This is a genomic window from Bradyrhizobium sp. U87765 SZCCT0048 (genome assembly GCF_018131225.1).
Taxonomy (GTDB): domain Bacteria; phylum Pseudomonadota; class Alphaproteobacteria; order Rhizobiales; family Xanthobacteraceae; genus Bradyrhizobium_A.
This window is the reverse complement of sequence record NZ_JAFCMM010000001.1, coordinates 512,600-537,771: the sequence shown is the minus strand read 5'-3', so window position 1 is coordinate 537,771 and position 25,172 is coordinate 512,600. Positions and strand designations below refer to the sequence as shown.

The 25,172-nt window shown below is 68.2% G+C and carries 15 protein-coding genes; 8 read left to right on the top strand and 7 right to left on the bottom strand.

Going from position 1 to position 25,172, the window contains the following annotated elements; all coding sequences use genetic code 11:
- Positions 1-6 precede the first annotated feature (6 nt).
- Positions 7-915 (bottom strand): LysR family transcriptional regulator, encoded by a 909-nt coding sequence (locus JQ639_RS02300; protein ID WP_211969653.1) that lies wholly within the window; start codon positions 913-915, stop codon positions 7-9.
- Positions 916-1,073: 158 nt separating this feature from the next.
- Between JQ639_RS02300 and JQ639_RS02295 the strand changes: the two genes are divergently transcribed.
- Both JQ639_RS02295 and JQ639_RS02290 read left to right on the top strand, forming a co-directional pair.
- Complete coding sequence (locus JQ639_RS02295; protein ID WP_249123574.1) at positions 1,074-2,294, top strand: MFS transporter; 1,221 nt, start codon at positions 1,074-1,076, stop codon at positions 2,292-2,294.
- Between the two features lie 143 nt (positions 2,295-2,437).
- Positions 2,438-3,646 carry an MFS transporter gene (locus JQ639_RS02290; RefSeq protein WP_211969654.1) on the top strand — a complete coding sequence of 403 codons (1,209 nt, stop codon included), beginning with the start codon at positions 2,438-2,440 and terminating at the stop codon, positions 3,644-3,646.
- A gap of 12 nt (positions 3,647-3,658) precedes the next feature.
- Here the strand turns inward: JQ639_RS02290 and JQ639_RS02285 are convergent, their stop codons facing one another.
- The 6 genes from JQ639_RS02285 to JQ639_RS02260 all read right to left on the bottom strand — a co-directional run bounded on the left by JQ639_RS02285 (position 3,659) and on the right by JQ639_RS02260 (position 9,080).
- The gene (locus tag JQ639_RS02285) at positions 3,659-4,375 is read right to left on the bottom strand and encodes an ABC transporter ATP-binding protein (protein WP_249123575.1); all 717 of its coding nucleotides are present in this window, start codon (positions 4,373-4,375) and stop codon (positions 3,659-3,661) included.
- Positions 4,368-5,144: an ABC transporter ATP-binding protein gene (locus JQ639_RS02280; protein WP_211969655.1), complete on the bottom strand. Its 777-nt coding sequence runs from the start codon at positions 5,142-5,144 to the stop codon at positions 4,368-4,370. The genes JQ639_RS02285 and JQ639_RS02280 overlap by 8 nt, the downstream gene beginning before the upstream one ends.
- A complete protein-coding gene (locus JQ639_RS02275; protein WP_211969656.1) occupies positions 5,137-6,063 on the bottom strand; it encodes a branched-chain amino acid ABC transporter permease in 927 nt (308 codons plus the stop codon). Before JQ639_RS02275 ends, JQ639_RS02280 begins: the two co-directional genes overlap by 8 nt.
- A gap of 1 nt (position 6,064) precedes the next feature.
- The gene (locus JQ639_RS02270) at positions 6,065-6,967 is read right to left on the bottom strand and encodes a branched-chain amino acid ABC transporter permease (protein WP_211969657.1); all 903 of its coding nucleotides are present in this window, start codon (positions 6,965-6,967) and stop codon (positions 6,065-6,067) included.
- 64 nt (positions 6,968-7,031) lie between these two features.
- Positions 7,032-8,255: an ABC transporter substrate-binding protein gene (locus tag JQ639_RS02265; RefSeq protein ID WP_211969658.1), complete on the bottom strand. Its 1,224-nt coding sequence runs from the start codon at positions 8,253-8,255 to the stop codon at positions 7,032-7,034.
- Between the two features lie 57 nt (positions 8,256-8,312).
- Entirely contained in the window at positions 8,313-9,080 is a 768-nt protein-coding gene (locus JQ639_RS02260) for an SDR family NAD(P)-dependent oxidoreductase (RefSeq protein ID WP_211969659.1), read from the bottom strand.
- Positions 9,081-9,208: 128 nt separating this feature from the next.
- On the opposite strand from JQ639_RS02260, the gene JQ639_RS02255 reads away from it, so the two are divergent.
- The 6 genes from JQ639_RS02255 to JQ639_RS02230 all read left to right on the top strand — a co-directional run bounded on the left by JQ639_RS02255 (position 9,209) and on the right by JQ639_RS02230 (position 25,026).
- A complete protein-coding gene (locus tag JQ639_RS02255; protein WP_211969660.1) occupies positions 9,209-9,907 on the top strand; it encodes a GntR family transcriptional regulator in 699 nt (232 codons plus the stop codon).
- Positions 9,908-10,087: 180 nt separating this feature from the next.
- A complete protein-coding gene (locus JQ639_RS02250; protein ID WP_211969661.1) occupies positions 10,088-11,149 on the top strand; it encodes a hypothetical protein in 1,062 nt (353 codons plus the stop codon).
- Positions 11,150-11,265: 116 nt separating this feature from the next.
- Positions 11,266-12,009, top strand: a complete 744-nt coding sequence (locus tag JQ639_RS02245; RefSeq protein ID WP_211969662.1) for a secretin and TonB N-terminal domain-containing protein — start codon at positions 11,266-11,268, stop codon at positions 12,007-12,009.
- Complete coding sequence (locus JQ639_RS02240; protein WP_211969663.1) at positions 12,006-12,608, top strand: RNA polymerase sigma factor; 603 nt, start codon at positions 12,006-12,008, stop codon at positions 12,606-12,608. The genes JQ639_RS02245 and JQ639_RS02240 overlap by 4 nt, the downstream gene beginning before the upstream one ends.
- Complete coding sequence (locus tag JQ639_RS02235) at positions 12,605-13,585, top strand: FecR family protein (RefSeq protein ID WP_211969664.1); 981 nt, start codon at positions 12,605-12,607, stop codon at positions 13,583-13,585. The genes JQ639_RS02240 and JQ639_RS02235 overlap by 4 nt, the downstream gene beginning before the upstream one ends.
- Before the next feature lie 137 nt (positions 13,586-13,722).
- Complete coding sequence (locus JQ639_RS02230) at positions 13,723-25,026, top strand: filamentous hemagglutinin family protein (RefSeq protein WP_211990895.1); 11,304 nt, start codon at positions 13,723-13,725, stop codon at positions 25,024-25,026.
- The last annotated feature ends 146 nt before the right edge of the window (positions 25,027-25,172 follow it).

Below are 25,172 nucleotides of genomic sequence, written 5' to 3'. Positions count from 1 at the left end.
GCGCCGTCAGCTCTCGGCGAGGCGTGACAGCGCGGCGCGAAACGCCCGCGCCGCGGGGCCGATCGGTGCGTCGAGCCGGTGGGCGAGATAGGCTTCCGTCACGACCGTCGCGTTGCGGCCGAGCGCGCGGGTGTCGACGCGGACAAGACGCCCCTCGGCCAGGTCGCGCACGATAAGCCATGCGGGCAGCCGGCCCCAGCCGAGGCCGGCGAGGATCATGGCGTGCTTGGTGTCCTGGCTGCCCACGCGGCAGGTCTGCGGCGACAGCACGCCGAAATCACGCCCCTCCGACAGCGGCGTCGGATCGGACTGCACGATCTGCAGGTGGTCGGCGAGGTCGGGGATGCTGGTGTCCTCGCCGTTGCGCCGGGTCGCCAGCGGATGGCGCGCGGCGACCACTGCGACCATGGCAATGGCGCCGAGCGCGTCGAGGACGATGCGCGGATCGCGGAAGTTCTCGCCGGCGGTGATCGCCAGCGTGCTGCGCTTGTCGAGCAGCGCCGCGATCGGGCCGCCAAGCGGCTCAACCGTGAGGCGGATCGCCACCGACGGGTAGCTGCTTCGCATCTCCGTCAATGCCGCGCCGACCGTGGCGATCGGGAACAGGGTATCGACCGTCAGCGACAGCTCGAGCTCGACGCCTTCGCCGAGGCCGTGGGCGCGCGCCCGCATCGCGTCGATGCGCAGCAGGATGTCGCGGGCATTGGCGAGCAGGGCGTGCCCCTGCGGCGTCAGCTTTGGGCGATGGCCCGCGCGGTCGAACAGCATGACCCCGAGCTCGGCCTCGAGGTTGGCGATGGCATGGCTGACCGCGGACTGGACCCGCGACAGCCGAATGGCGGCGGCGCGAAAACTGCCGCTGTCGGCGACGGTCACGAAGGTGCGGATCTGGTCGAGGGTGAGAGCGTCCAGCATGATCTATTCGATAGATCGTTCTGATGCCAATTATGCCACTTCCATCGATTGATTGAAACTGGCATCTGGACCCGGAGACAACGCGAGGGCGAGCCGACAGCCATGACGACCAGATGCCAGAACCTCAGCAAGGCTGCCCGCCGTCGCGAGGTCATGTGATGCTGCAGATGAACGAGGCCTTGCGTACCGAAGGTGCGATGCGCTGGACGGCAGTGGCGGCGGTCGTCGGCTCCGGCATCGTCTCGTCGCTGCAGATCGGCAAGGCGATGATCGCGGTGCCGATGCTGCAGGCCGACCTGGGCCTCGATTTCGGCCAGCTCGGCTGGGTGACCGGCATCTTCGCGCTGCTCGGACTGTTCGGCGGCATCCCGGCCGGCGCGGTCGTCGCCGCCGTCGGCGATCGCCGCATGCTGCTGCTGGGCCTTGCCGCGCTTGCCGTCGGCGCCGCGGCCGGAGCCTGCGCCACGACATTCGCCGTGCTGCTCGGCGCCCGCCTGATCGAGGGATTCGGCTTCCTGCTGATCACGGTGGCGGGACCATCGATCCTGCAGCGCATCGCCGATCCGGCACGGCGCGACATCGTGTTCGCGTTGTGGAGCTGCTTCATGGCCACGGGGATGTCCATCGCCATGGTGGCGGGACCGATGCTTGGCGGCTGGCGCGTGATCTGGGCCAGCGGCGCGGTTCTCGCCGTCCTGGCGATGGTCGCGGCCGCCATGGTCATTCCCGTCGCAATGCGGACCGTGGCGCCGTCCTGGCGGCGCCTGCCGGGCGATGTGTTGACGATCCTGCGCACGCCGGGACCGGTGCTGCTGGCCGTGTGCTTTGCCCTCTATGCGCTGATGTTCTTCGCTTTGTTCAGCTTCCTGCCAGTGCTGCTGATGCAGCGGATGCAGGTCGGCTATGGCACCGCCGGCCTGCTCAGCGCGCTCGCCACCGCCGTGAACATCGTCGGCAACCTCACGGCCGGCGTTCTGCTGTCCCGCGGCGTTCCGCGCGCGGCGCTCATCGTCACCGCATGCGGCATCATGGGCGTGAGCGCGCTCGGCATCTTCCTGCCGGTGCTGCCGGACACCGCCGCGTTCCTGCTGTGCGTGCTGTTCTCGATGATCGGCGGCGCGATCCCGGCGACGTTGCTGTCGACGGCGCCGCTGCTCGCGCCGGCGGCGGCGCTGGTGCCGGTCTCGGTCGGGCTGCTGATGCAGGGCAGCAATCTCGGCCAGGCCGCTGGTCCCGTGGCGGTCGGCGGGCTGATCGGCAGCCATGGCTGGCCAGCCGCAGCACTGCTCGTAGCGACAGCGGCCGTGCTGGCGGTGATCACCGCGCTCTGGCTCGGCGGTCTCTTCAGGCGGCGGGGCGTCGCTGGACGGGCGATGTGAGCGGACTCACCGCGCGGTTTGCCGCTCCCATGCGCATGGCGACGTCCAGACGCGCATGAACATGTGAACGGCCGGGGTTTTCCTGCCCCGCGATCCCTTCGATACTCGCGGCCAACGCGCGGCGGGCGTGCGGAGGTGTTCCGATGAGACGGCACTATGGATGGGTCATCGTCGCAGCCGGCGCGCTGATCAGCTGTGTCGGCATCGGCGCGCTGTTCTCGCTGGCCGTCTTCCTGCAGCCGATCGCCGAGACGACGGGCTGGTCGCGCGCCGGGATCTCCGCCGCGATGACCCTCGATTTTCTCACCATGGGGGTGGCCGCGTTCGGCTGGGGCGTGGTCAGTGACCGCTACGGCACCCGTATCGTGGTGCTCTGCGGTTCGGTGCTGCTCGGGCTCGGCCTCGTGATGGCGAGCCGCGCCACCACGTTGATCGAATTCCAGCTCGCCTATGGCGTGCTGCTCGGCATTGCCGCGGGCAGCCTGTTCGCACCGATGATCGCGCTGACGACGGCCTGGTTCGAAACCCATCGCAGCCTTGCGGTGTCGCTGGTGTCGGCGGGGATGGGCGTCGCGCCGATGACCGTCTCGCCGTTCGCGAGCTGGCTGGTGTCGGCGACCGACTGGCGTACGGCGCTACTGATCATCGGCGTCGCGGCCTGGGGGCTGCTGGTGCCGGCGACGCTGCTGGTGCGCCAGCCGCCGGCCGCCGCGCCGGCCTCCGATGCAGCCGCGGCGGCGGCGTCCACCGGGCCGCGCGCGCTCGCCGCGCTGCGCTCGCCGCAATTCATCGTGCTGGCGGCGACTTTCTTCGCCTGCTGCGCCACCCATTCGGGGCCGATCTTCCACACCGTCAGCTACGCCATGACGTGCGGCCTGCCGCCGCTGGCAGCGGTCACGATCTACAGCGTCGAGGGTCTCGCGGGGCTCGGCGGGCGGCTGGTGTTCGGCCTGCTCGGCGACCGCTTCGGCGCCAAGCCCGTGCTGGTCGGTGGCCTGCTGGTGCAGGCGTTCGCGGCCGGGGCCTACCTGTTCGCCGGCCATCTCGCCGATTTCTATGCGGTGGCGATCGTGTTCGGCATGGCCTATGGCGGCGTCATGCCGCTCTATGCGGTGCTGGCGCGCGACGCCTTCAGCCCGGCGATCATGGGCACCGTGTTCGGTGCGGCCGCGATGGTGTCCAGTCTCGGAATGGCACTGGGGCCGGCGGTCGGCGGCTGGATCTTCGACCATTACGGCAGCTACAACTGGCTCTACATCGGCTCGTTCGCGGTCGGGCTCGGGGCGGTGGCGATCGCGCTGATGTTCCCGACCGGGCCGGTGCGCCGGCCGGAGCGGCTGCAGCCGGCCTGAGGCGCTCGCGCCTCAACTGCCGAGATAGGTGCGGCGGACGGAATCGTCCTGGCGCAGCGTCTCGGCGGCGCCCTCGAGCACGATCTCGCCGTTCTCCAGGATGTAGGCGTATTGCGAGGCGGCAAGCGCCACGGCCGCGTTCTGCTCCACCAGCAGGATGCTGAGGCCGTCGGCGTGCAGCCGCGCGACGATGTCGAAGATCTTCTGCACGAGCACCGGCGACAAGCCCAGTGACGGCTCGTCGAGCAGCAAGAGGCGCGGCCGCGCCATCAGGGCGCGGGCGATCAGCAGCATCTGCTGCTCGCCGCCGGACAGCGTGCCGGCCTTCTGCTTCAGCCGCTGCTTCAGCACCGGGAAATAGTCGAAGGCACGGTCGAGATCGGCGCGCACGCCGGCCGCATCGCCGCGGCCATAGGCGCCCATGTCGAGGTTTTCGCGAACGCTCATGTCGCGAAACACCTCGCGGCCCTCGGGCACCTGGGAGATGCCGGCCTTGACCACCTGATGCGAGGCGAGGTGGTCGATCGGCTGGCCCTCGAAGCGGATGGCGCCGGCGGTCAGCGGCACGAGGCGCGAGATGGTGTTGAGCGTCGTGGTCTTGCCGGCGCCATTGCCGCCGAGCAGGGCGACGATCGACCCCGGTGCCATCTTGAGGCTGACATGGGACAGCGCCTGGATGCGGCCATAGGCGGCGGAGACGCCGTCGAGTTCGAGCAGGAGGTCAGGCATGAGCGGCCTCCTTGCCGAGATAGGCCTCGATCACGGCCGGATCGTTGCGGATCTGGTCGGGCGTGCCGTCGGCAATCCTGGTGCCGAAGTTCAGTACGGTGACGCGGTCGGAGATCGACATCACCAGTTGCATGACATGCTCGACGATCAGGATGGTCAGGCCATCGTTCCTGACGAGGTCGGTGAGCAGGCGGTCGAGGGTCGAGATCTCGCGGTTGCGCAGGCCCGCAGCCGGCTCGTCGAGCAGCAGCAGGCGCGGCCGGATCGCCAGCGCCCGCGCCAGTTCCAGCAGCTTCTGGTGGCCGAAGTCGAGGTTGCGCGCCTTGTGGCCGCGATACGGGGCGAGCCCGGTGCGCTCGATGATGGCGTCGATGTCGGCCATCACCGCCTTCGGCCTCGCCTGCAGCCAGCCGCGCAGCGATCCGCCACTGTGGACGCCATCACCATGGACATGGGCGCCGATCAGGATGTTCTCCTCGACGGTCAGTTCGTTGAACAGTTCGAGGTTCTGGAACGAGCGGGCGATGCCGCGCCGCGCCATGGTCGAGGCCGCCGCGCGCGTAATGTCCTCGCCGTCGAACACGATGCGCCCGGAGGTCGGCTGGTAGAACCGCGAGATGCAGTTGAAGGTGGTCGACTTGCCGGCGCCGTTCGGGCCGATCAGCGCATGGATGGTGCCGGGGGCGACCGACAGGCTGAAGTCGTTGACGGCGACGAGGCCGCCGAAGCGGACGGTGACGTTCTCGACCCGGAGCAGGGGATCAGGCACGGGCGAACCTCTTGAAGCTATCGCCGACAAACGCGAACAGCCCGCGCGGCGCGAACATCATGAACACGATCAGGATCAGCCCGTAGATGATCTCCTGGTAGGACGGCGCCTGGCGCAGCAGCTCCGACATCAGGCCGAACACGATGGCGCCGCCGACCGCGCCACCGAGCGAGCCGAGCCCGCCGACCACCACCATGGTCAGCACCAGGATCGTGGTCTGGAAGCCGAGGCTGTCGGGGTGGATGTAGGTCGAATAGAGGGCGAACATCGCTCCCGCGACGCCGGCGAAGAACGCCGACAGCGCGAACGCCGCAAGCTTCATCGCTTTCACCGGCACGCCCATGGCGAGGGCTGCGATCTCCGACTCGCGCACCGCGCGGAAGGCGCGTCCGAGCCGCGAGCGCGAGATTACGATCGTTACGCCGATCATCAGCACGGCGATGGCGAGCACGACCGGATAAGCCTGCTTGTCGGAGACGATCTCGAAGCCGAACAGCGTGGCGGGGGGAATGCGCAAGCCGTTGGGGCCGCCGGTCACCGGCGTCCATGACAGGAACACCCACTGCATGGCCTCGCCGAACGCGAAGGTGGCGAGCGCCAGATAAATGTCGCGCATGCGCAGTGCGATGGTGCCGATGCACAACCCGACGAGGCCGGCGACGAGGCCGGAGGCGAGGATCGACAGCGGGAACGGCCAGCCGAAAATCTGTCCGGCGAGGCCGCTGGTGTAGATGCCGATGCCGTAGAATGCGGCTTGGGCCAGCGAGAACTGGCCGGCCTCGCCGATCACGATGTGCATGCCAAGGCACAGCACGGTGAAGGTCAGCAGCAGGTTGGCGAGATAGATGACATAGCCGGTGGCGACGAACGGCAGGACGACGAGGGCGATCGCAGCGGCGATCAGGCCGAGGACGCGCATGTCAGACCTTCTTGATGGTGACGCGGCCGCCGAACAGGCCCTGCGGGCGCAGGATCAGCACCAGCATGATGGCCACGAACGGCGCGACCACGATGGCGCGCGAGGAGATGAAGAGACCGACGAGATTTTCGGCGATGCCGATCAGGAAGCCGCCGACCACGGCGCCGGGCAGGCTGGCGAAGCCGCCGACGATGGCCGCCGCGAAGCCGAGGGTGACGATCGAGCCCATGTCGGCGGTCATCAGCAGCTTGGGGGCGATCAGCAGGGCGGCGATCGCCGAGATCGCGCCTGACAGGCCCCAGACGATGACATGGATGCGGTTGAGGTTGACGCCGACGAGTTGCGCCGCCTTCGGGTTCATGCCGACCGCGCGCATGGCGCGGCCGAGTTTGGTGTAGCCGAACATCCAGAAGAACGCCGCCATCACCACGATGGCGGTGCCGAGGATGGCAAGGTCGAGGCGGGTGACGCTGGCCTGGCCGATCATCAGCGAGTCCGTCGACACCAGTGCGGGGAACGAGCGCGGCGTGTCGCCGAAGCCGGTCTGCCGGACGAGGCCCTTGAGCACATAGGACAGGCCGAGGGTCGCGATCACCAGGTTGATCGGGCTGCCGCTGGCGCCGGCGACCTTCGTCAGCACGACGCGGCGGAACAGCGCCGCGCCGACGAACGCCAGCACGATGGTCATGGGAATGGCGACAACAGCCGGCAGCGCGCGGAACACGAACAGGTAGAGCGCCACGTAGCCGGCGGCCATCAGCATCTCGCCCTGCGCGAAGTTCGGCACTTCCGAGGTCTTGAAGATGATGACGATGGCCAGCGCCAGCAGCGCATAGACGCTGCCGACGACGAGGCCGGACGCCACGCCCTGTTGCAGGAAGAGAAGGACGAGGTCGACATCCATGGCTGGTGCTTTCGACGACGGACAGAAAAAGCCGCGGGGCGAGGGCGCCCCGCGGCGGGCGGTGTCAGCCCTTGTACTGCCAGCGTGTGGTGAAGACGCCGGGCTGCAGCACCTGGCTGGTGCCGTCGAACTTGATGAAGATGGTCGACTTGTTGGCGGCGCGCTCGTTGGGACCGAAGGCGATCGGACCGGCCATGACCCCGGTGTCGAGGTGCTGGCTCTTGAGCGCTGCGAGCACCTTTTCGCGGGTCGGCTGCGGGCCTGCGTCCTGCAGCGCCTTGACGATGCTCATCGCAGGCGGGATGCCGTAGGGCATGTAGGCCTGCGGATGGTCGGGCTTGGCGGCGAGGTCGGGATAGGCCGCCTTGTACATGTCGTAGACCCACTTGATCTTCGGGCCGCCGGGCAGGTCGGCGAGCACGTCCTGGACGTAGAGGTTCTTCAGCGCGTCCTTGCCGCCGACGTTTTCGGCGAGCTGGGTGAGGTTCGCAGTGCCGTTGACAGAGAGGATGATCGGCTTGTTGAAGCCGAGCTCGTAGGCCTTCTTGATCAGCAGCGCCGCCGGGCGGGCGTAGGCGACGATGGCGAGCACGTCCGGATTGCTGGCCCGCAGCTTGATGAACGGCGCGGTCACGTCAGTGATCGTCGGGCTGATCGATTCCACCGCAAGATCAACCTTGCTGGCGGTGGCGTCGACCTTCGAGCCTTCCAGGTTCCAGGCGCCATAGGCGTCGTCGTGGTTGATGTAGGCGATCTTCTTCGCGCCGAACGTCTTGGCCGCGAAGTCGACGATCGAACCGCCGACCGCATATTGCGAGATCGAGTAGGCGCCGAAGATGTAGTCGGTCGGCGGATAGAGGGCGCCGTCGCCGGAGGCGTTGAGCATCACCAGCGGCACCTTGGCGCGCACCACATAGTCCTTGGCGGCGACGACCGCGGCGGAGCACGAGCCGCCGTTGAGCAGGAACACCTGGTCCTGCTCGACCAGCTTCTTGACCGCGGCGACGAGGTCGTTGGCGTTGCAGCGATCGTCCTCCAGCACCACCTCGATCTTGCGGCCGTGGATGCCACCTTCCTTGTTGATCTTGTCGTAGTACATGCGCGCGGCGTTGGCGACGTCGAAGCCATAGGCCATGTTCGAGCCCGACAGCGGCGCGAACATGCCGATCCTGATGGTGGTGTCGGTGAGGCCGACCTCCTGGGCGTGGCCGATCGCCGGCCAGCCGAGCAGGGCGAGAACTCCTGCGGCGGCCCATCCCCTGAGTCCGTCGCGCCTTGCGCTTGTCATGATCAATCCTCCCGTTTGTGTCGTTGTTGTTGTCGTTATTGTTGTTTTGCGGTGTCGCTATTGCATCCGATAGCCGCCGTTGACGTCAATGGTGGCGCCGGTGATGTAGGACGCGTCCGCCGACACCAGGAAACGCACGGCGGCGGCCACGTCGTCGGGCGTGCCGAGCCGGCCGAGCGGAATCTGCGCGGCAGCGTTGGCGTCATCGGCGGGATCGAGCGACAGCCGCAGCATCGGCGCATCGATCAATCCCGGCGCGACTGCGTTCACGGTCACCGCACGCGGCGCCAGCTCGCGCGCCAGCACCTTGGTGAAGCCGAGCACGGCGGACTTGCTGGCGATGTAGGCCGCGCTCGAGCGGTAGCCACCGAGCTGCGCGGCGACCGACGACAGCGTGACGATGCGGCCGCCGTCGAGCCGCTGCGGCAGGCGGCTTGCGAATTCGCGGCAGCACAGGAAGGTGCCGGTGGCGTTGACGTCCTGCGTGGTCTGCCACTCGGAGGTCGGCGTGTCGGCGACGAGATGGCGCGAGCCGTCGGGCTGCAGCATCAGCACGCCGGCCGCGGTGACCAGCACGGCGATCTCGCCGAGCGCGGCCTGCGCCTGGTCGAAGGCGTCGCGGACGTCCTGTTCGCGGGAGATGTCGGCGGCGAGGGCGAGATGACCGCGGCCGGGCAACTGGCTGACCAGCGATTCGACCGGTGCGTGGTGACGGTCGAGCACCGCGAGGCGCAGTCCGGCGGCCGCCAGCGCCCTGCAGATTGCAGCCCCAATGCCTCCGCTGCCGCCCGTCACCACGGCGGCGCGCCGTTCCGTCCCGTCCACGTTTCTGCTCCCGAATTCCAGAATTGGATAAAATCAAACGGTCAAAGCGACGGGAAGTCAATATTATTGCATTGTCGCACCCAATATTTTATCCAATCTATGGGAATTGGCAGGGAGTGCAGGGACACGTGACCAGCGCGTCGGACGTTGCCGAACTGTTGCGCGAGCGCATCCTGTCCGGGGAGGTGCCATCGGGGGTGCGCCTGCAGCAGACACCGCTGTCGGAATCGCTCGGCGTGTCGCGCACGCCGTTGCGCGAGGCGCTGGCGCAGCTCGCCAAGGAAGGGCTGCTGGTCTACGAGCCCAACCGTGGCTACGCGGTGCGCGGCTTCTCCGCCGACGAGATCGGCGCCGCGTTCAAGGTGCGGGCGCGGCTGGAGGCGCTGGCCTGCGGCCTTGTCGCGACGATGGGGCCGCCGGCGGACGTCGTGGTGCGGCTGCGCGACTGCGTCGCGGAGGGCGACCGCATCCTGTCGAAGCGGACGCTCGATCCCGACGATCTCGCGCCATACCGGCGCATGAACGTCGACTTTCACGAAACCATCATCGCCACCTGCGGCAACCGCTTCGTCGGCGATTTCGTGCGCCAGTGCCACAACGTGCCGATGGCCTCCGATCGCGTCTTCATCTGGGAGGACTATCAGGTGATCGCGCGGTCCCACGACGATCACCACCGCATTCTCGACGCCATCGTCCGCCGCGACGCCCAGCGCGCCGAGGACCTGATGCAGGAGCACATCTATTTCGCCTGGCTGGTGCTGCTGAAAAAGCTGGAAGCGGCGCCGGGCGCCGCGATCGAGCCGGCGCAACTGATGTCGCGCGTCTAGCGGGGAACGCCGCCGTCCCGTGATCGCGGCTCCTTCGGGAACCCGGCTCCTTGAGGAATCCGGCGTTCATGGCGTACGGGAGCGGACGGCGCGAACTTGCGCAGCGGGACACGCCCTCGGCTTGTCTCGCCATGGGGGCCGCGCTAGCCTTCCCGCGGGTGGACGACATGGAGATCGTCCATGGGACGAGACCGCGACATCACCATCGGCCTCAACAATCTGAGGCTGAAGCTGCGCGCCGCCGGCCTTGCGCTCGAAGGGCTGCGGTGGCGGATCATCGAGCCATTCTGGAATCCGGAAGGATTCGATTTCCAGTGCGACGACCATGACAAGCTGCTGAACATGGCGATGCGCAATCGCCGGTTCGCACCGAACGATGTCGGCTTGCCCAACTATGATCCCTGGCGGGAGGCCGGTGTCAAAAGCGTCGGCTTCAGCGAGCGCGGTGTCTACAACTACCTGCATCTCGATATCGCCACCGATCCCGCCGAGCGGCGGGGCCTCTGCCGTGTCTATGTCGCGCCCGAAGACTGGGGCAAATGGCGCAGCGCCATCGACGGGCCGCCGAGCTACCTGCACAACGAGGTCTATATCGTGATCGCCAGGCGGCTCGCGGCGCTGGGCATCAATATCGCCGATCACATCGAGACCATGTTCGATGTCGGCGGAACGACACTCGATGGCATCACCTTCAGCCCGCGCGCCTATCGCCGGCTGGCCGACGCCGTGGCGGAGGCGCGGCGCGCCAACGGCAAGACCTTCATCGAGGGCAAGAGCACCTCGTCGCCCGATGCCATCGACCTGTCGTTCCTCGCGACCAGCGGCCGCGGTTTCCGCGAGATCGCCTGGCGCGATGGCGCGTCGGCGCGCCTCGATTTCAACGCGCTGCATCTGGCGCTCTCGCCACTGCGCTGCAACGTGCACATCGACGAGTTCGGCGTCGTGATTGGCGGTCCCGACGGCCAGATGTCGCTGTCGCCCAATGCGCTGCATCACATTGCCAACGAACTGCTGCTGAAGACCATCGTCAAGGAATTCCTCAGCGACAAGTTCGGCATCTCGCCGTGGTACATCGACCATCTGTTCGTCGAGCTGCCGAACGCGTCGAACGGCTTTCTGCGCTACGGCTTCGGCATCGAGGCGCAGCCGTGGCGCTCGGTGAAGATCACCGCGTCCTACACCTGCGGCATCGGCGACGAGCATGATTGCCGCAAGATGTTTTCGCTGGTCAAACACTTCTGATGCCGCTGCCGCGCGATCCGCGAGCGCCTGCGCCGGGCGGGGCGGTTCATCGAACTGTCATGCGATCATCGTATACGGCGCGCCGCGTTGCGTGAACGGGGCTGCCGCTGCGGACGATGGATGGGGCGTGGGATCAGCAGGTCAGCCGACGTCGGCCGGAGCGCGGGGTTCGTGCGCGGCTCCACCGACTGCTGTGTCCGCTGCTGGCAAGCCAGCTGCTGATCGCTGCGGCCGGGGCGTCTGCGGTCGCGCAGGACCGCAGGCCCGCGCTGGCGGAACGCGCGGAGTTCGATATCCCCTCGCAGCCGCTCGTCGCCGCCCTCGAAACCTACAGCGTCGTCACCGGCCGGCAGGTGGTCTACAGCGGCAGCCTCGCGGAAGGCCGCCGCTCGATGGCGGTCCGCGGCCGGCTGACGTCCGGGCAGGCGCTGGAAGGCCTGCTTCAAGGCACGGGGTTGTCGCCGCGCTATGTCGCCGCCGATGCTTTCATGCTCGATCCCAGCCCGCTCGGCGAGGGAACGAGCATCAACACCGCGCCGCCGTCGACGGTGGAGCAGTATTACGGCCGGCTGCAGGCGGGCCTCAAGCGCGCGTTCTGCGCCGACCGGCTGCTGCAGCCCGGCGGCTACCGGGTTGCGGTCAGCTTCTGGATCGGCGCTGCGGGCGGCATCAGCCGCGTGGACCTGCTGGGATCGACCGGTGATGCGGCGCGCGACGATGCGATCGGGCAGGCGATCTATGGCCTGTCCGCCGGCGCGCCGCCGCCGGCCGGCTTTGCCCAGCCGGTCGTCCTGGTGATCGAGCGTCAGGCGATCGAGCGCGACTGCATCGGCAGCCGGCCAGGAGCCGTGGCGCGATGACGGAATCGCCACTCGCCGCCCTGCAGCGCCAGTTGCTGCTGCGCTACGACGATCTCAAGGCCCGGCTGACCCGCCGGCTGGGATCGGCGGATGCCGCCGGCGATGCCCTGCAGGACACCTGGCTGCGGCTGCAGCGCGGCGACAGCCTGGCGTCCGTGCGCAACCAGGATGCCTTCCTGTTCCGCGTTGCCATCAACATCGCGCGCGACCATCTGCGCGCCGACCGGCGGCGTCTGACGACCTCCGAGATCGACGTGCTGCTGAACATCGCCGACGACACGCCCGATGCGGCGCGCGCGCTCGAAGCCCGCTCCGACATCGCCGTGCTCCGGGACATCATGGCGGCCTTGCCGCCGCGGCAGCGCGAGATTTTGCTGGCGGCGCGTCTCGACGGCCTGTCACGGATCGAGATCGCCGCGCGTTTCGCCATTTCGGTCCGGCTGGTGCAGCGGGAATTGCAGGCGGCGCAGGACTATTGCGCCGCGCGGTTGCGGCACGCCAGGATCGGGTTCACGTCGGGCCGGCGGGAATCGTCTGGAGAAGGGGATGGGTCTGCTGCCACGACGACACCCGCGGCGCGGCCGGATGACGAGACATGACCAACGACGCGAGCATCGATAGCGAACGGCTGGAGCGCGAGGCCCATCGCTGGGTGACCCAGCTCGTCTCGGGCGAGGCGACGGCCGCCGATGCGCAGGCATTGCGGCGCTGGATTGCCCAGAGCCCGCGGCATGCCGATGCCTATGCTGCGGCGACCGCGCGCTGGAACGCATTCGGCGCTGCCGGCAAGGCTCTGCGTGTCGAACAGGCGAGGGATGTGCGTCGGCCGGTGCGGCCGATGAGCCGGCGTCTCGTCCTCGGCGGCGGCGGCGCCATGGCCGCGACGCTGGCCGTGGCCTATGCCGGCGTGCGGCCGCCGCTCGCGCTATGGCCCTCGATCGATGAACTGACGGCGGACTATCGCACGGCGACAGGCGAACAGCGGCACATCGCGCTTGCGGGCCTCGCATCGGTACAGATGAACACCCGCACCAGCCTGTCGCTGGTCGCGGCGACGGCGGATGCCGACAGCCAGGTGCGGCTGCTCGCCGGCGAGGCATCGTTCACGACCGCGCCGCAGGCGGCGCGCTCGCTGGTGGTGCTGGCAGGGGAGGGGCGCACCATCGCCAGCCGCGCCCGCTTCGATGTGCGCAGCGCCGACAATGCGGTCTGCGTCAGCTGTCTGGACGGCGACGTTCGGGTCGAGCATGGCGCGCAGGCGGCAACCGTCCGGGCCGGACAGCAGATCCGCTATGACGCCGGCGGTCTCGGCGGCGCGATGGCGATCGATCCGGCGGACGCATCCGCCTGGCAGAGCGGCGTGCTGATCTTCCGCTTCACGCCGCTGGCTGATGTCGTCGCCGAGATTAATCGCTATCGCCAGGGCCGGGTCATCCTGCTCAACGCGGCGCTCGCGGCCAAGCCGGTCAACGGCCGCTTCCAGATCAGCCGTATCGACGAGGCGCTGGGCTGGATCGGGCAAGCGGTTGGCGCGCGGTCGCGCACTTTGCCCGGCGGGGTGGTGCTGCTGAGCTGACCCGCGCGGCCGGGTGACGCAGAACTTTCACAAAAATCTTGTTCAGATTGCCGCCGTGGCGGTCGTCTGGGGATGAGCGCTGCGTGTCCATGCCGGATGCGGTCGGCGCTCAGGCGCGTTCCGATACCGAGATCCCCATGCCGTCCCAGATGATTTTCCGTCTGCCTCGCTCCGCCGATTTCGTCTCCCGCGCCGCGCTGCTCGCCGGCGTCAGCGCGATGGCGCTGCTGGTGGCGCGGCCGGCCTCGGCCGCGCAGCTCGGCGGCGCGCCGCCCATCGCGGCGCCGGCCTATGCGGCCGATGCCACGGTGGCGGCATCCCGGCAGGCGGCGACGACGGCTGCCCAGGGGGCGAGCGCGCTCGCTCGCGCGGCGCAGGCGATCCAGGCCACCCAGGCCGCCGCGCGCAGCGCGGCGCAGACCAGCGGTGCGTCGCGGACGCTGCCACAACTTCAGGTGCCCAACGGCCTCGCGCCGGGCGGGCTGCAGGTGGCGCCCGGCGCCACGCCGGGATCGGGCCTGTGGAGCGGCGCCGACCTGCCGACCCAGGCGGTCGTCAATGGACGCACCAGCGTCGGCATCAACCAGACGGCGCCGCAGGCGATCCTCAACTGGAAGTCATTCAACGTCGGCGCGCAGACCGACGTCGTGTTCAATCAGCAGGGCAACGGCAACTGGGTTGCACTCAATCGGGTGATCGGCGATGCCAACCCGAGCCAGATCCTCGGCCGCATCAAGGCCGACGGACAGGTGCTGCTGATCAACCAGAACGGCATCATTTTCGGCGGCGCGAGCCAGATCAGTGTCGGCTCGCTGATCGCGTCGACGCTCAACGTCACCGACCAGCAATTCAAGAACGGCCTTCTCAACCGGGCCGCGATCGACAACACCGGCAATCTGTTTGCGCCGGTGTTCACCAATGGCGGCCGGGCCGGCGGCGACGTCGTGGTCGAAGCCGGCGCGGTGATCGTCACCACGCCGCCGGCGTCCGTCACCCAGGGCGGCGGCAACGCCGTGCTGGTCGGTGCCAATGTCCTGAACAACGGCAGCATCGTCACGCCCGGCGGGCAGGCAGTGCTCGCGGCCGGTTCGGCGCTCTATGTCACGACCAGCGGCAACACCAGTCAGCAGGGGTTGCTGTTCAACGTTCTCGACGGCGGGACGGTCAGCAACACCGGACTTGTTGCGGCACCGACGGGCAGCATTACGCTGGTCGGCATGAACCTGCAGCAGTCCGGCGTGGTGGTGGCGACGACCTCGGTCAACCAGGCGGGATCGATCCTGCTGTCGGCGCGGCAGGGCCTGCAGGCCGTGCGCGGCTCGGACTACGCATTCTATGCGGTGCCCAGCCAGACCGGTTCGGTGAGCCTGACAGGAGGCAGCATCACCGCCGTGCTTCCCGAGGAGAACGGCCTGACCGCGATGGACACCCAGCCGCAGGTGCAGTCGCGGATCACGCTCGAGGGCGCCTTCGTCAACGTGCAGTCGCAGGCGGCGATCGTCGCACCTAGCGGGCGCGTGGCGTTGCAGGCGTCGGCCCGCGGCGATCAGATCTATCGCTGGGATACGCCCGGCACGACGCTGACCGCGAACGGCAACAGCGACAGCTCGCGCGTGCTCGTCGATAGCGGCGCCGTCATCGATGTCTCCGGGCTTCGCGACATTCCGGTCGCGGCGGCGAACGATGTCGTACAGGTCAACGTCCGCGCCAACGAACTGCGGGATTCGCCGCTGCAGCGCGGCGGCGTGCTGACGAGCAAGAATGTCTGGGTCAACATTCACGATCTCGTCACGGTCGCGCCCGACCGGATCTACACGACCGGCGGTCTTCTGGAGGTGTCAGGGTGGCTCGGCCAGGTACCGCGAACGATCGATCAACGCCTGACGACAGGCGGCAGCGTCAACATCTATGCGTCGGGCGACGCTGTCCTGCGCCCGGGGGCTTCGATCAACATTTCCGGCGGCTCGCTGGCGCATCAGGCCGGCTACGTGCCGACGACCTGGCTGACGGGATCGGACGGCCGCATCTATAACATCAACGAGGCGCCGGCAGATCTCGTCTACGCATCGATCGGGGTCGGATTCACCGTCAATCATCCCCGGTGGAACGTCAGCGAGTTCTACGCCAGTCCGCTGTTTTCGGGGGCGCGCTACCAGCAGGCCTATACCGAGGGGCGCGCGGCGGGCAGCCTCGTCGTCGCGGCGAATGCCGCCGAGATCGACGCCTCCGTCGAGGCGGCCACGATCAACGGCATCTATCAGCGCACGGCCGGCACGCTGCCGGCCGGCGGTTCGCTCGTCATCGGTTCGTCCGACGTCGGCTTCGCGCCGCGCAGCGTCGTGATCGCGCCGACCGTCACGCCGCCGGATCTTGCGGGCGCGACATCGCCGTTGCCGGCGCCCTGGCTGCAGACGCTCTATCTGTCGTCCGACCTTCTGAACAGGGCGGGCTACGGCACGATCACCATCAACGCCGGCGGCGGTCTGGTCGATCCCGTCACCGGGGCTGGATCTGCCGGCGTCAGCGTCGTCGGCGGCGCGCGGGTCGAAGTCGCGGCCGGCGGTTCAATCACGTTGAATTCCTATGCGCCGGTTTCCGGCGGCGGCATCTCGATCGATGGCCAGCTCGTCGCCCGGGCCGGCTCCGTCACCGTCAATGCCGCGCAGGGCGGCAACGCATCCTTCAGCGGCGACATCGATCTGCGCGCCGGCGGCGTCATCGATACGCGCGGCCTCTGGGTCAACGACCTCGTCAGCGCCAACACCAACACGCCGACACTCACGGACGGCGGCAATATCTCTCTGTCGGCCTATGGCAATGTGCGCATTGCGCGCGGCGCGGTGATCGACGCCTCCAGCGGCGGCTGGATTCGGGGCAATGGCCAGTACAAGACCAGCAACGGTCTGCCCGTCGGCAGCGGCGGCGACATCGCGCTGATCAGCAACGGCTTTGGCGGCACGCTGCGCAACTCGGCGACCATCGCCCAGTCCTATCCCGGGCGGGTGACCCTCGACGGCACGGTTCGATCCTACGGCCTGACGCGCGGCGGCGCGCTCAGCATCGCGACGCCGGTGATCCAGGTCGGCGGCGATGCTCTCGTTCCGGTCCGCCAGATCGCCAGCCTCAATGCCGACGGCAGCAGCAATGTCACGGATGTCGCGCCGTCGAGCATCATGTGGCTGCAGCCGGACTTCTTTGCCACAGGCGGGTTCAGCCAGTACGGCCTCTACAGCTATCAGCAACTGACCGTCGCCGGCGGTACGACGGTCGCGCTGCATCCGACCAATCTGGTGCCGACGGCCCAGGCCACCCAGGCGGCAACCGGGACCGACATCGCCGCGATCACCACGCCGCGGATGCTGCCGTCCTATCTGAGACCGGCGCCGGTCAACCTCGTGCTCAGTGCGCTGGATGCCTTCAACGGCAATCTTCTCGTCCAGCGCGGTGCCGTCATCGCGGCGGATCCGCAGGCCTCGATTTCGCTGCACGCCCATCACCAGCTCACGATCGACGGCACGATCAGCGCCCCGGCCGGGACGATCAATCTCGATCTGACCGGAACGGTCGGGCCCTGGGTTCCGGTCGGAGTGCCGGCCGGCACTCCGCCGTACAACGGACCCTATCCGACCGCAGCGCAGACCTTGTGGATCGGCGCCGATGCGCGGTTGCTGGCGCGGGGCGTGGTCAGCAGCGAGCTGGACAGCATGGGGCGTCCGGTAAACACGGTGCTCGGCGGCGGCCAGATCAACATCAACCAGCTGATACAGCCGTCGCTGTATTATCCCTACCAGGGCGTGCAGCCTTATGGCGAGCAGCCGATCGGCATCGTGGCGACCAGGGCGGGAGCCGTGCTCGACGTGTCCGGCGCGCGCGGCACGATCCTGCAAGCGATCGACCGGTCCGGCCTGACGCCGACGACCATCGCGAGCGCCGGCGGCGGCATTGCGATCCGCGCGTCGCTCGGCGCGCTGCTCGACGGCACGATGATGGCGCAGGCGGGAGGACCCGGTGTCGCCGGCGGCAGCCTGTCGATCGATCAGATGATCGGTGGCTATGTCATCGACACCAGCGGCAGCTGGAGCTTCGTGCCGCCAATCTTCCGCACCGTCGTCAGCCAGGCCGCGCCGATGACGGCGGCCGGCCTGTCGCGCGGGCAGGCGGTGCCGGACAAGCTGCTCGGCGGCATCTATATCGGGGCCGACCAGATCACGGCCGGCGGTTTCGCATCGGTGTCGCTCGGCGCCGTCGATGCGCTGATGTTCAGCGGTGACGTCAGTCTCGCGACATCGCGCAGCCTGACGCTCAACGCGACCAATATCAGTGCGACGCCGGGGGCACGTGTCAGTCTCAGTTCGGCCTATGTCGATATCGGCGGCGGCCAGCGCAACGCAAACGAATACGTCAGCTATGTTCAGCTCGGCAGCCGCAGCGCGAAGCCGGCGTCCGGCACCGCGAACCTCAGCGTGACCGCAGACCTCATCGATATCGAGGGAGCGCTGCTCAGCGGAGCCAGCTACAACTACACCGTCCGTTATCAGAACTTTATGCCCGTCATGCAGGCGGTTTCGCTGCCCGGCTTTGCCGCCATGTCGTTCGCAAGCCGCGGCGATATTCGTCTTGCGCCGGTGTCGCCGGTGTCGCCGTTCTACGGCCGCGGGAGTCAGTTGGCGACAGCGGGCGATGTCCGCTTCACGGGGACGGAAATCTACCCCATCAGCACCGGGCCGATCACCACGGGCTCGACCAGCGTCTCCAGCGGCCTGTTCGTCATCCGCGCAAGCAGCAGCACCGGCACGGTCACGTTCGCGAGCAACGGGCAGGCGCCGTACACGCCGCTGTCCGCAGGCGGCGCGGTCCAGATTATCGCGCCGACCATCAATCAGGGTGGCGTGCTGCTGGCGCCGCTCGGACAGATCACCTTCGGCGATTCCTCCAATGTTGTCGGCACTCGGGCGGTGAACCTGCTGCCTGGCAGCATCACGTCGGTCTCGGCCAGCGGGATGCTGATTCCCTATGGCGCGCCGCTCGGCAACACCGACTGGATCTATGGCTACGCCGGAACCACGCCGAACACCATGACCGCGCCGCCGGCCAAGGCGATTGCGTTCTACAGCCAGTCGCTGACGGTCGCGAGCGCGGCGGGCGGAGCGGCAACGGCCCGCATCGACGAGTCCGGTGGCGGCGATATCTATGGCGCGCAGTTCGTCAGCGGCGCTGGCGGTTCGGTCGACGTCCTCAATGGCACCCAGACCTTCGCGATCCTGCCGAGTCTCGGCAGCCGCTACGCGCCACGCGATCCACAGATGCAGCTCAGCAACGCGGTGCAGCCGTCGTCGGCGCCGGTGGTGCTGCAGGTCGGGCAGCAGGTCCATCTCAGCGGCATCCCGGGCCTCCCGGCGGGCGACTATACGTTGTTGCCGGGCCACTATGCGCTGCTGCCGGGAGGCTACAAGCTGACGGTCGCCGCCAACCAGACCACCGCGACAGGGCTGACCGGCGTCGCCCAGCGCGACGGTTCATATCGCGTCGTCGGCTATGGTGAGGTCGCCAACACCGGCATTCGCGATCCGTTGCCGTCGGTCTACGTCGTGACGCCCGGCGCCGTGGTCCGGCAACAGTCGCAGTACGCCGAGACGACGGCGACGCGGTTCTATGCGGCGAAGGCTGCGGCCGCCAACCTCGCTGCGCCGTACCTGCCCATCGACGCCGGCCGGCTCGTCATCAATGTGACGCGCGACCTGTCGTTTCCCGCCGGCGGCGGCTTTGGCGATTTCTCGACACCGGCCGGCGGCCGCGGCGGGCAGGTCGACCTGGTCGCGGCAAATCTCGAAATCCTCGCGCCGGGCGGTACCGCATCGGCGGGCTCGACAGGCGTTGCGGCGAGCGCCATCAATGCGATCGGCGCGCAGAGCATCCTGATTGGGGGACTGCGAAGCCTCAATGGCAACGTGCTGAGCATCGCACCGGTGTCCCAGACAGTGGTCGTGGATCGCGGTGCGGTTCTCAGCGCGCCGGAGATCATGCTGACCGCGGGCAACGCCATCAACATCGCGGACGGCGCGCGGATCGATACCACGCCGTTCGGCCTGATCGCAGCCCAGTTCCCGACCGATCCGAACACCGGCAAGACGCTGGGATCGATCGCGCTGAAAGGCGTCGGCGCCAGTGGTCCGGGAGCATTCGTGATGGCATCGAATGCGGCGGCGCTGCCGGTGACCTTGCCGCCCGGCACAACGGGCAGCAGTTCACTGACCATCGGCGCAGACGCGGCAATCTTCGCCAGCCAGATGCTGGCGCTCAGCGCCGCGAACCGCATCAATGTCGATGTGCGGACGCACTTCGCCGCGCCGACTGTCGTCGTCAGTGTTCCGACGATCAATGTCGGCGCGGCCGTCGCCTCGGCATTCAATCTGACCGGCAGCCTGCTGGTTCAGCTGTCCCAGGGCGATCCGTCGCAGGGCTTGCCAGCGACGACCGATCTCGTGCTGTCCGCATCGCGGGCGATCAATGTCTATGGTTCGGTCGATCTCGGCGACCACGATCCCGCGACGGGACACGCCGTGCTCGCAGGGCTGACGCTGACTGCGCCGGTCATCAATGGTTATGGCGGGGCGGCCGACAGCGTACGCCTGAGCGCCGACCACATTACGCTCGGCGGCGGCGCGACGGTGGCTGCGCCGTTCGGCAGCGGGCAGGGAACATTCACGCTCGACGCGCGGCAACTGACGCTGGCCGGCGGCGGCAGTCTTGCTTTCGGTGGCTTTGGCACCGTACGGCTGGAGGCGGCCGAGAAGCTGGTCGGCGGCGTCACCTACGGACGGGCCGCCTATTGGGCGAGTGCGCTGCAGACGGTGGGCGGCGTAACCTACGCGCCGGGGCAGGTGGTGCCGGGCATGTTCAGCGTCGACGGCAATCTGCAGATCGCGACACCGCTGGTCACGGCCGAGGCCGGTGCGGTGACCCAGATCACGGCTAAGGCTGGCACGGTCTCCTTCATCGCGCTGCCGGGCGCACCGGCCGCGCCGGGACGCTCGGGCGGGGCGACGCTGTCGGTGACGGCGCAGGCCATCGTCCAGGGGACGACAATTAACCTTCCGTCGGGCGCGGTGACGTTCTCGGCGCAGAACGGCGTCACGCTGCAAGGCGGCTCGGTCACCAGTGTCGCGGGCGCCGTGACACCGTTCTTCGACGTGGTGCGGATCGCGCCAGCCGGCAGCCTGACCCTGCAGACGGCCAATGGTGACGTCGCGATCGCGGCCGGCGCCGTGGTCGACCTGCGCGGCGGCCGGCTCGGCGCCGCGACCGTGCCGGGGCTCAACACGGTGGACTCCGATCAGGGCGGCAATGCCGGAACGCTGATGGTGGTCGCACCCCATGGCACCGCACGTCTCGACGGCGGCCTGCTCGCGGACGCCGACGGGCGCTACACCGGAGGCCGGGCGATCCTGAATCTCGGCTCCGGTGACGCCGCGACACTGCTCGCCAGCATCGCCGGCTTCTCGGACAAGCAATCGCTGACGCTGGCGACCGGCGATATCCAGGCCGGCAATATCACGGCGCGCGAGATCGAGTTGGCGGCGACCAGCGGCAGCGTCGTGGTCACGGGCCTGCTCGATGCGAGCGGTGGCAGCAGCGCCAGCATCCGCCTCGTCGCTGGCAACAATCTCGAACTGGGCGCTCATGCGGTGCTTAACGCCACGACCACCGGCGCCCGCGGCGGTTCGGTCTTCCTCGGCCTGTCCGGCACCAGCGCAGGTATGCTGACATTCGACAGCGACGGCAGCCGCGCGCCCGTGATCAACGTCGCCGGCACCGACCCGGATATTGCCTCCAATGGCGGTCGGCTCTGGCTGCGCGCGCCGCGCATGACCAACGGCGACGGCAGCACCGGCGTGCGGATCAGCAATGGCGGCGTGCGTGTCGCCGGTGCCCGCGAGATCGACGTCGAGGCGGTGAAGGTCTACGACATTTCCGGCGCGCCCTATGTCGATGCAGCCTTACCGGCCGCCGATGCCGATGCGAAGGCCTATATGGCCGCGGCGAGCATCCGGGCGGGGATCGGAACCCTGACCAGCACTGCCGCCACGGCCTTCCACCTGATGCCTGGGATCGAACTGATCAGCACCGGCGACATGCAGTTGCTGCAGAGCCCGTCAACGACGAATTCCGGTGTCGACCTGCACACCGACCGCTACAACGGCGAGCCGATGGTGCTGACGCTGCGCGCGGCGGGCAATCTCGTCGTCAACGGCAGTCTCAGCGACGGCTTCGCGACACCGGTCAATTCGCCGGACGGCAGCATCTTCGCGATTGCGGCCCCGCTGCCACAGGGAACGCGGTCCGCGACGCTGCGTCTCGTCGCCGGCGCCGACCTCGCGGGCGCGGATCCGCTGGCGATCGTTCCGACTGTCCTGCGGCCAACCGCCACCGCAGCCAATCCGGAGCCGGGATCGATCATCTTCTCGGCGCCTTACATGATCGATGCGAACGTGCTGGACAGCGGAATCGTGGTGCAGATCCCGGGTGTGGTGCGCACCGGCACCGGCGATCTCGCGCTCGCTGCGGCCGGCAATATCGACATTAAGACGGCGTTCGGTATCTACACCGCGGGCGAGCCGGCGTCGCCGAACTTCACGGTACCGTCGCGCACGCTGATCCTGTCTGCCATGAGCTACGCCATCGATACCTATCTTGGAAATACATACGACGAATTCTTCAATCCGGTTCCATTCGATCTGACCTATCCGGCGCAGGCGTTCCATCCGGGCTACCAGACGAACGGCGGCAATCTCGTCGTCAAGGTTCAGGGGAGCCTGATTGGCGCCGGCACCAGCAACAATGGCAACACGAGCTATGCCGCGACGGCGCTCGACACCTATTGGTTGTGGACCGAGCCGGCCGCGTCCAGCCCGACCTGGTTCATCAATTTCGGCACTTACTATCAGTCGTATCTCGACTACGGTTACGACTCCGCTCCATCCGTGGCCGCATTCAGGGGTCTTGGCGTACTGGGTGGCGGGACCGCGAAGGTGGACGTCGGCGGCGACCTCCGCAATGTCGATATCAGCCTGCCGACCAGCGGCGGCCTGTCATCGTCAGGCAGTCTTTCCGTGTATGGCGGCGGCAATCTCGTCCTCACCGTCGGGGGTGGCATCAGCAACGCCAACCTGCTGGTGGCGCGGGGCACGGCAGCGATCCAGGCCGGCGAGATCGGCATGGCGCTGATGCCTCCGGCGTATAACGGTGCTCCAATCGTGTCGGCGCGGGTCGATCTGCTGATCGGGGACGCCCAGTTCGATGTCGTATCGCGTCGCGGCATCAATGCCATTATCGGCGATCCGACACGGGCGGCGCTGCAGCCAGATCCCCTCGTGTACCACGTCAACGTCCCGCCGGGTCTGGAAGGCTGGGTGCCGATGACAACGAATTTCCAGGAATTGTCGCCGCCGTTCGGTTTCTTCACCAGCATGACGGCCAACAGCGCGATGAGCCAGATGGCGCTCGGTGGCGACATCACGCTGCATGGTGACTACGTTCCGCCGATCATGGATATTGCTGCCGCCGACGGGTCGATCAGGGGCGGCAAGGGCAAGGGATCGTTCGGCTTCGTCACCTTCACGGCATTGCCCGCTGCGACCGCCCGGGTCGACCTTCTCGCCGGGCAGAGCATTGCGAGTTTCGGCATCAGCATGACGGCGATCGATGTCCAGAGTCAGATCAACGGCGCTGCGGCGCCGTTGGGCAGCCGCTTTGCCCCGACTCTCACCAGCCCGGCGGAAGCCTACGGCCCTCTGATCTTGCCATCCAATCTCGTGCAGTCCGACGATCCCCACACCGTTCACATGTATGCGGTCGAAGGCAGCCTTTCGATGGTGACGCTCGCGACATCCGAACGGGCGCAGGTGCGCGCGGGCCTCGACATCGCCAAGGCGATCCTCGACATCCAGAACGCAGGGCCGGGCGATGTCTCGCTGGTGCAGGCCGGCCGTGATATCGTGAGCTGTCAGCCGTGCAGCTACAATGACGTCGACTTCCTCAACATCCGCGTCAGTGGTCCCGGCCATCTTGCCGTGCTCGCCGGCCGCGATATCCTCGCCCAGGCCGGCGCGTTCGGTTCGCTGGGGCAGGGCATTGCGTCGGTCGGCAACGCGGACAATCCGCTGCTGCCTGCGACCGGGGCCTCGGTCAGCGTCGCGGTCGGCGTCGGCGCCCGCGGTCCCAATACTGCGGCGTTTGTCGGTGCCTATCTCGATCCCAGCAACGCCGACGCGACGACCCAAGGCTACCTCGCGCAACTGACCGACTATGTGAGCCGCATCGAGGGCACGCCGCTCGATCGCGACCGCGCGCTCGCCGACTTCCGCGCGCTCACGCCGGTCGCGCAACTGCCGTTCGTCGAGCAGGTCTATTTCGCTGAACTCAGGGCGGGCGGCCAGGCCGCAGCCAACGGCAATGGCGCCGGCGGCAAGGGGTATGACCGCGCCTACCGCGCGATCCAGACCTTGTTCCCTGGCAGTGTGATCGGCAGTCCGACCACCGCCTATGCTGGCAATCTGTCGCTGTACCAGTTGGCGCGCATTCGGACCGAGCATGGTGGCGACATCAACATTCTCGCGCCGGGCGGCGGCGTGGCGCTCGGGATCGAGAACCAGACGCCCGACCTGACCGGGCAGGTCGACACCGCTCGACCCGGCTTGCTGACTCTCGAGGGCGGCGACGTCAACATCTATACCGACCGGAGCGTCGTCGTGGCGCAGTCGCGTGTCTTCACCGAGCTCGGCGGCAACATCCTGATGTTCTCCAACAACGGCGACCTCAACGCCGGCAAGGGCAAGCAGACGTCGATCGTGACTTCGCCGCCGCAGGTCATCTATGATCGTTATGGCCACGCGACCAAGACGCCGAACACGCCGCAGACCGGTGCGGGCATCGCGACCCTGATCGGCGTGCCCGGCGTGCCGCCGGGCAACGTCGACCTGTTCGCGCCACATGGCACGATCGACGCGGGCGAGGCGGGCATCCGCGTCTCGGGCAACCTCACCATCGCCGCCCTGCAGGTGCTCAACATCGCCAACATCCAGGTGCAGGGCGCGTCGGTCGGCGTGCCGGTGGTACAGGGGCCGCCGGTCGGCGCGTTGACCACCGCCAGCAACACCGCCGGCGCGGCCCAGCAGGCGACCGCCGCGCCGCCGCCGTCCAACACGGATCGGCCGTCGATCATCATGGTCGAGGTGATGGGATATGGCGGCGGCGACGGCGCATCGCAGCCGGATGTGGACACTCCGCGCCGCCGCAACGGGAGTGAGCAGCAGAGCTACGATCCCGGCAGTGCATTCCAGCTGATCGGCAATGGCCGTCTCAGCGAGGCACAACAGGGCCGGCTCACCGACGAGGAGCGTGCGCGCCTGCAGGCGCAGACCGAGCGACGCGGCGCGCTTTAGCCGCTCCTTGATTGCACAGGCATGATCGCGGATCGCTGCGAGCCGGCGATCCGCGGCATGATGAAGCGCCGCGCGCTGCAGCGACGTTGACGTCGTCTTGTTCGAAGCGTTTTACCGTCGGCTCGACTTCGTTCCGACGGCGGCCA

Bases quoted from the DNA above. Each gene is read 5' to 3' on its own strand.
- JQ639_RS02300 (WP_211969653.1), bottom strand. From the start codon at position 915: ATGCTGGACGCTCTCACCCTCGACCAGATCCGCACCTTCGTGACCGTC.
- JQ639_RS02295 (WP_249123574.1), top strand. From the start codon at position 1,074: ATGCTGCAGATGAACGAGGCCTTGCGTACCGAAGGTGCGATGCGCTGG.
- JQ639_RS02290 (WP_211969654.1), top strand. From the start codon at position 2,438: ATGAGACGGCACTATGGATGGGTCATCGTCGCAGCCGGCGCGCTGATC.
- JQ639_RS02285 (WP_249123575.1), bottom strand. From the start codon at position 4,375: ATGCCTGACCTCCTGCTCGAACTCGACGGCGTCTCCGCCGCCTATGGC.
- JQ639_RS02275 (WP_211969656.1), bottom strand. From the start codon at position 6,063: ATGCGCGTCCTCGGCCTGATCGCCGCTGCGATCGCCCTCGTCGTCCTG.
- JQ639_RS02270 (WP_211969657.1), bottom strand. From the start codon at position 6,967: ATGGATGTCGACCTCGTCCTTCTCTTCCTGCAACAGGGCGTGGCGTCC.
- JQ639_RS02265 (WP_211969658.1), bottom strand. From the start codon at position 8,255: ATGACAAGCGCAAGGCGCGACGGACTCAGGGGATGGGCCGCCGCAGGA.
- JQ639_RS02250 (WP_211969661.1), top strand. From the start codon at position 10,088: ATGGGACGAGACCGCGACATCACCATCGGCCTCAACAATCTGAGGCTG.
- JQ639_RS02245 (WP_211969662.1), top strand. From the start codon at position 11,266: ATGGATGGGGCGTGGGATCAGCAGGTCAGCCGACGTCGGCCGGAGCGC.
- JQ639_RS02240 (WP_211969663.1), top strand. From the start codon at position 12,006: ATGACGGAATCGCCACTCGCCGCCCTGCAGCGCCAGTTGCTGCTGCGC.
- JQ639_RS02235 (WP_211969664.1), top strand. From the start codon at position 12,605: ATGACCAACGACGCGAGCATCGATAGCGAACGGCTGGAGCGCGAGGCC.
- JQ639_RS02230 (WP_211990895.1), top strand. From the start codon at position 13,723: ATGCCGTCCCAGATGATTTTCCGTCTGCCTCGCTCCGCCGATTTCGTC.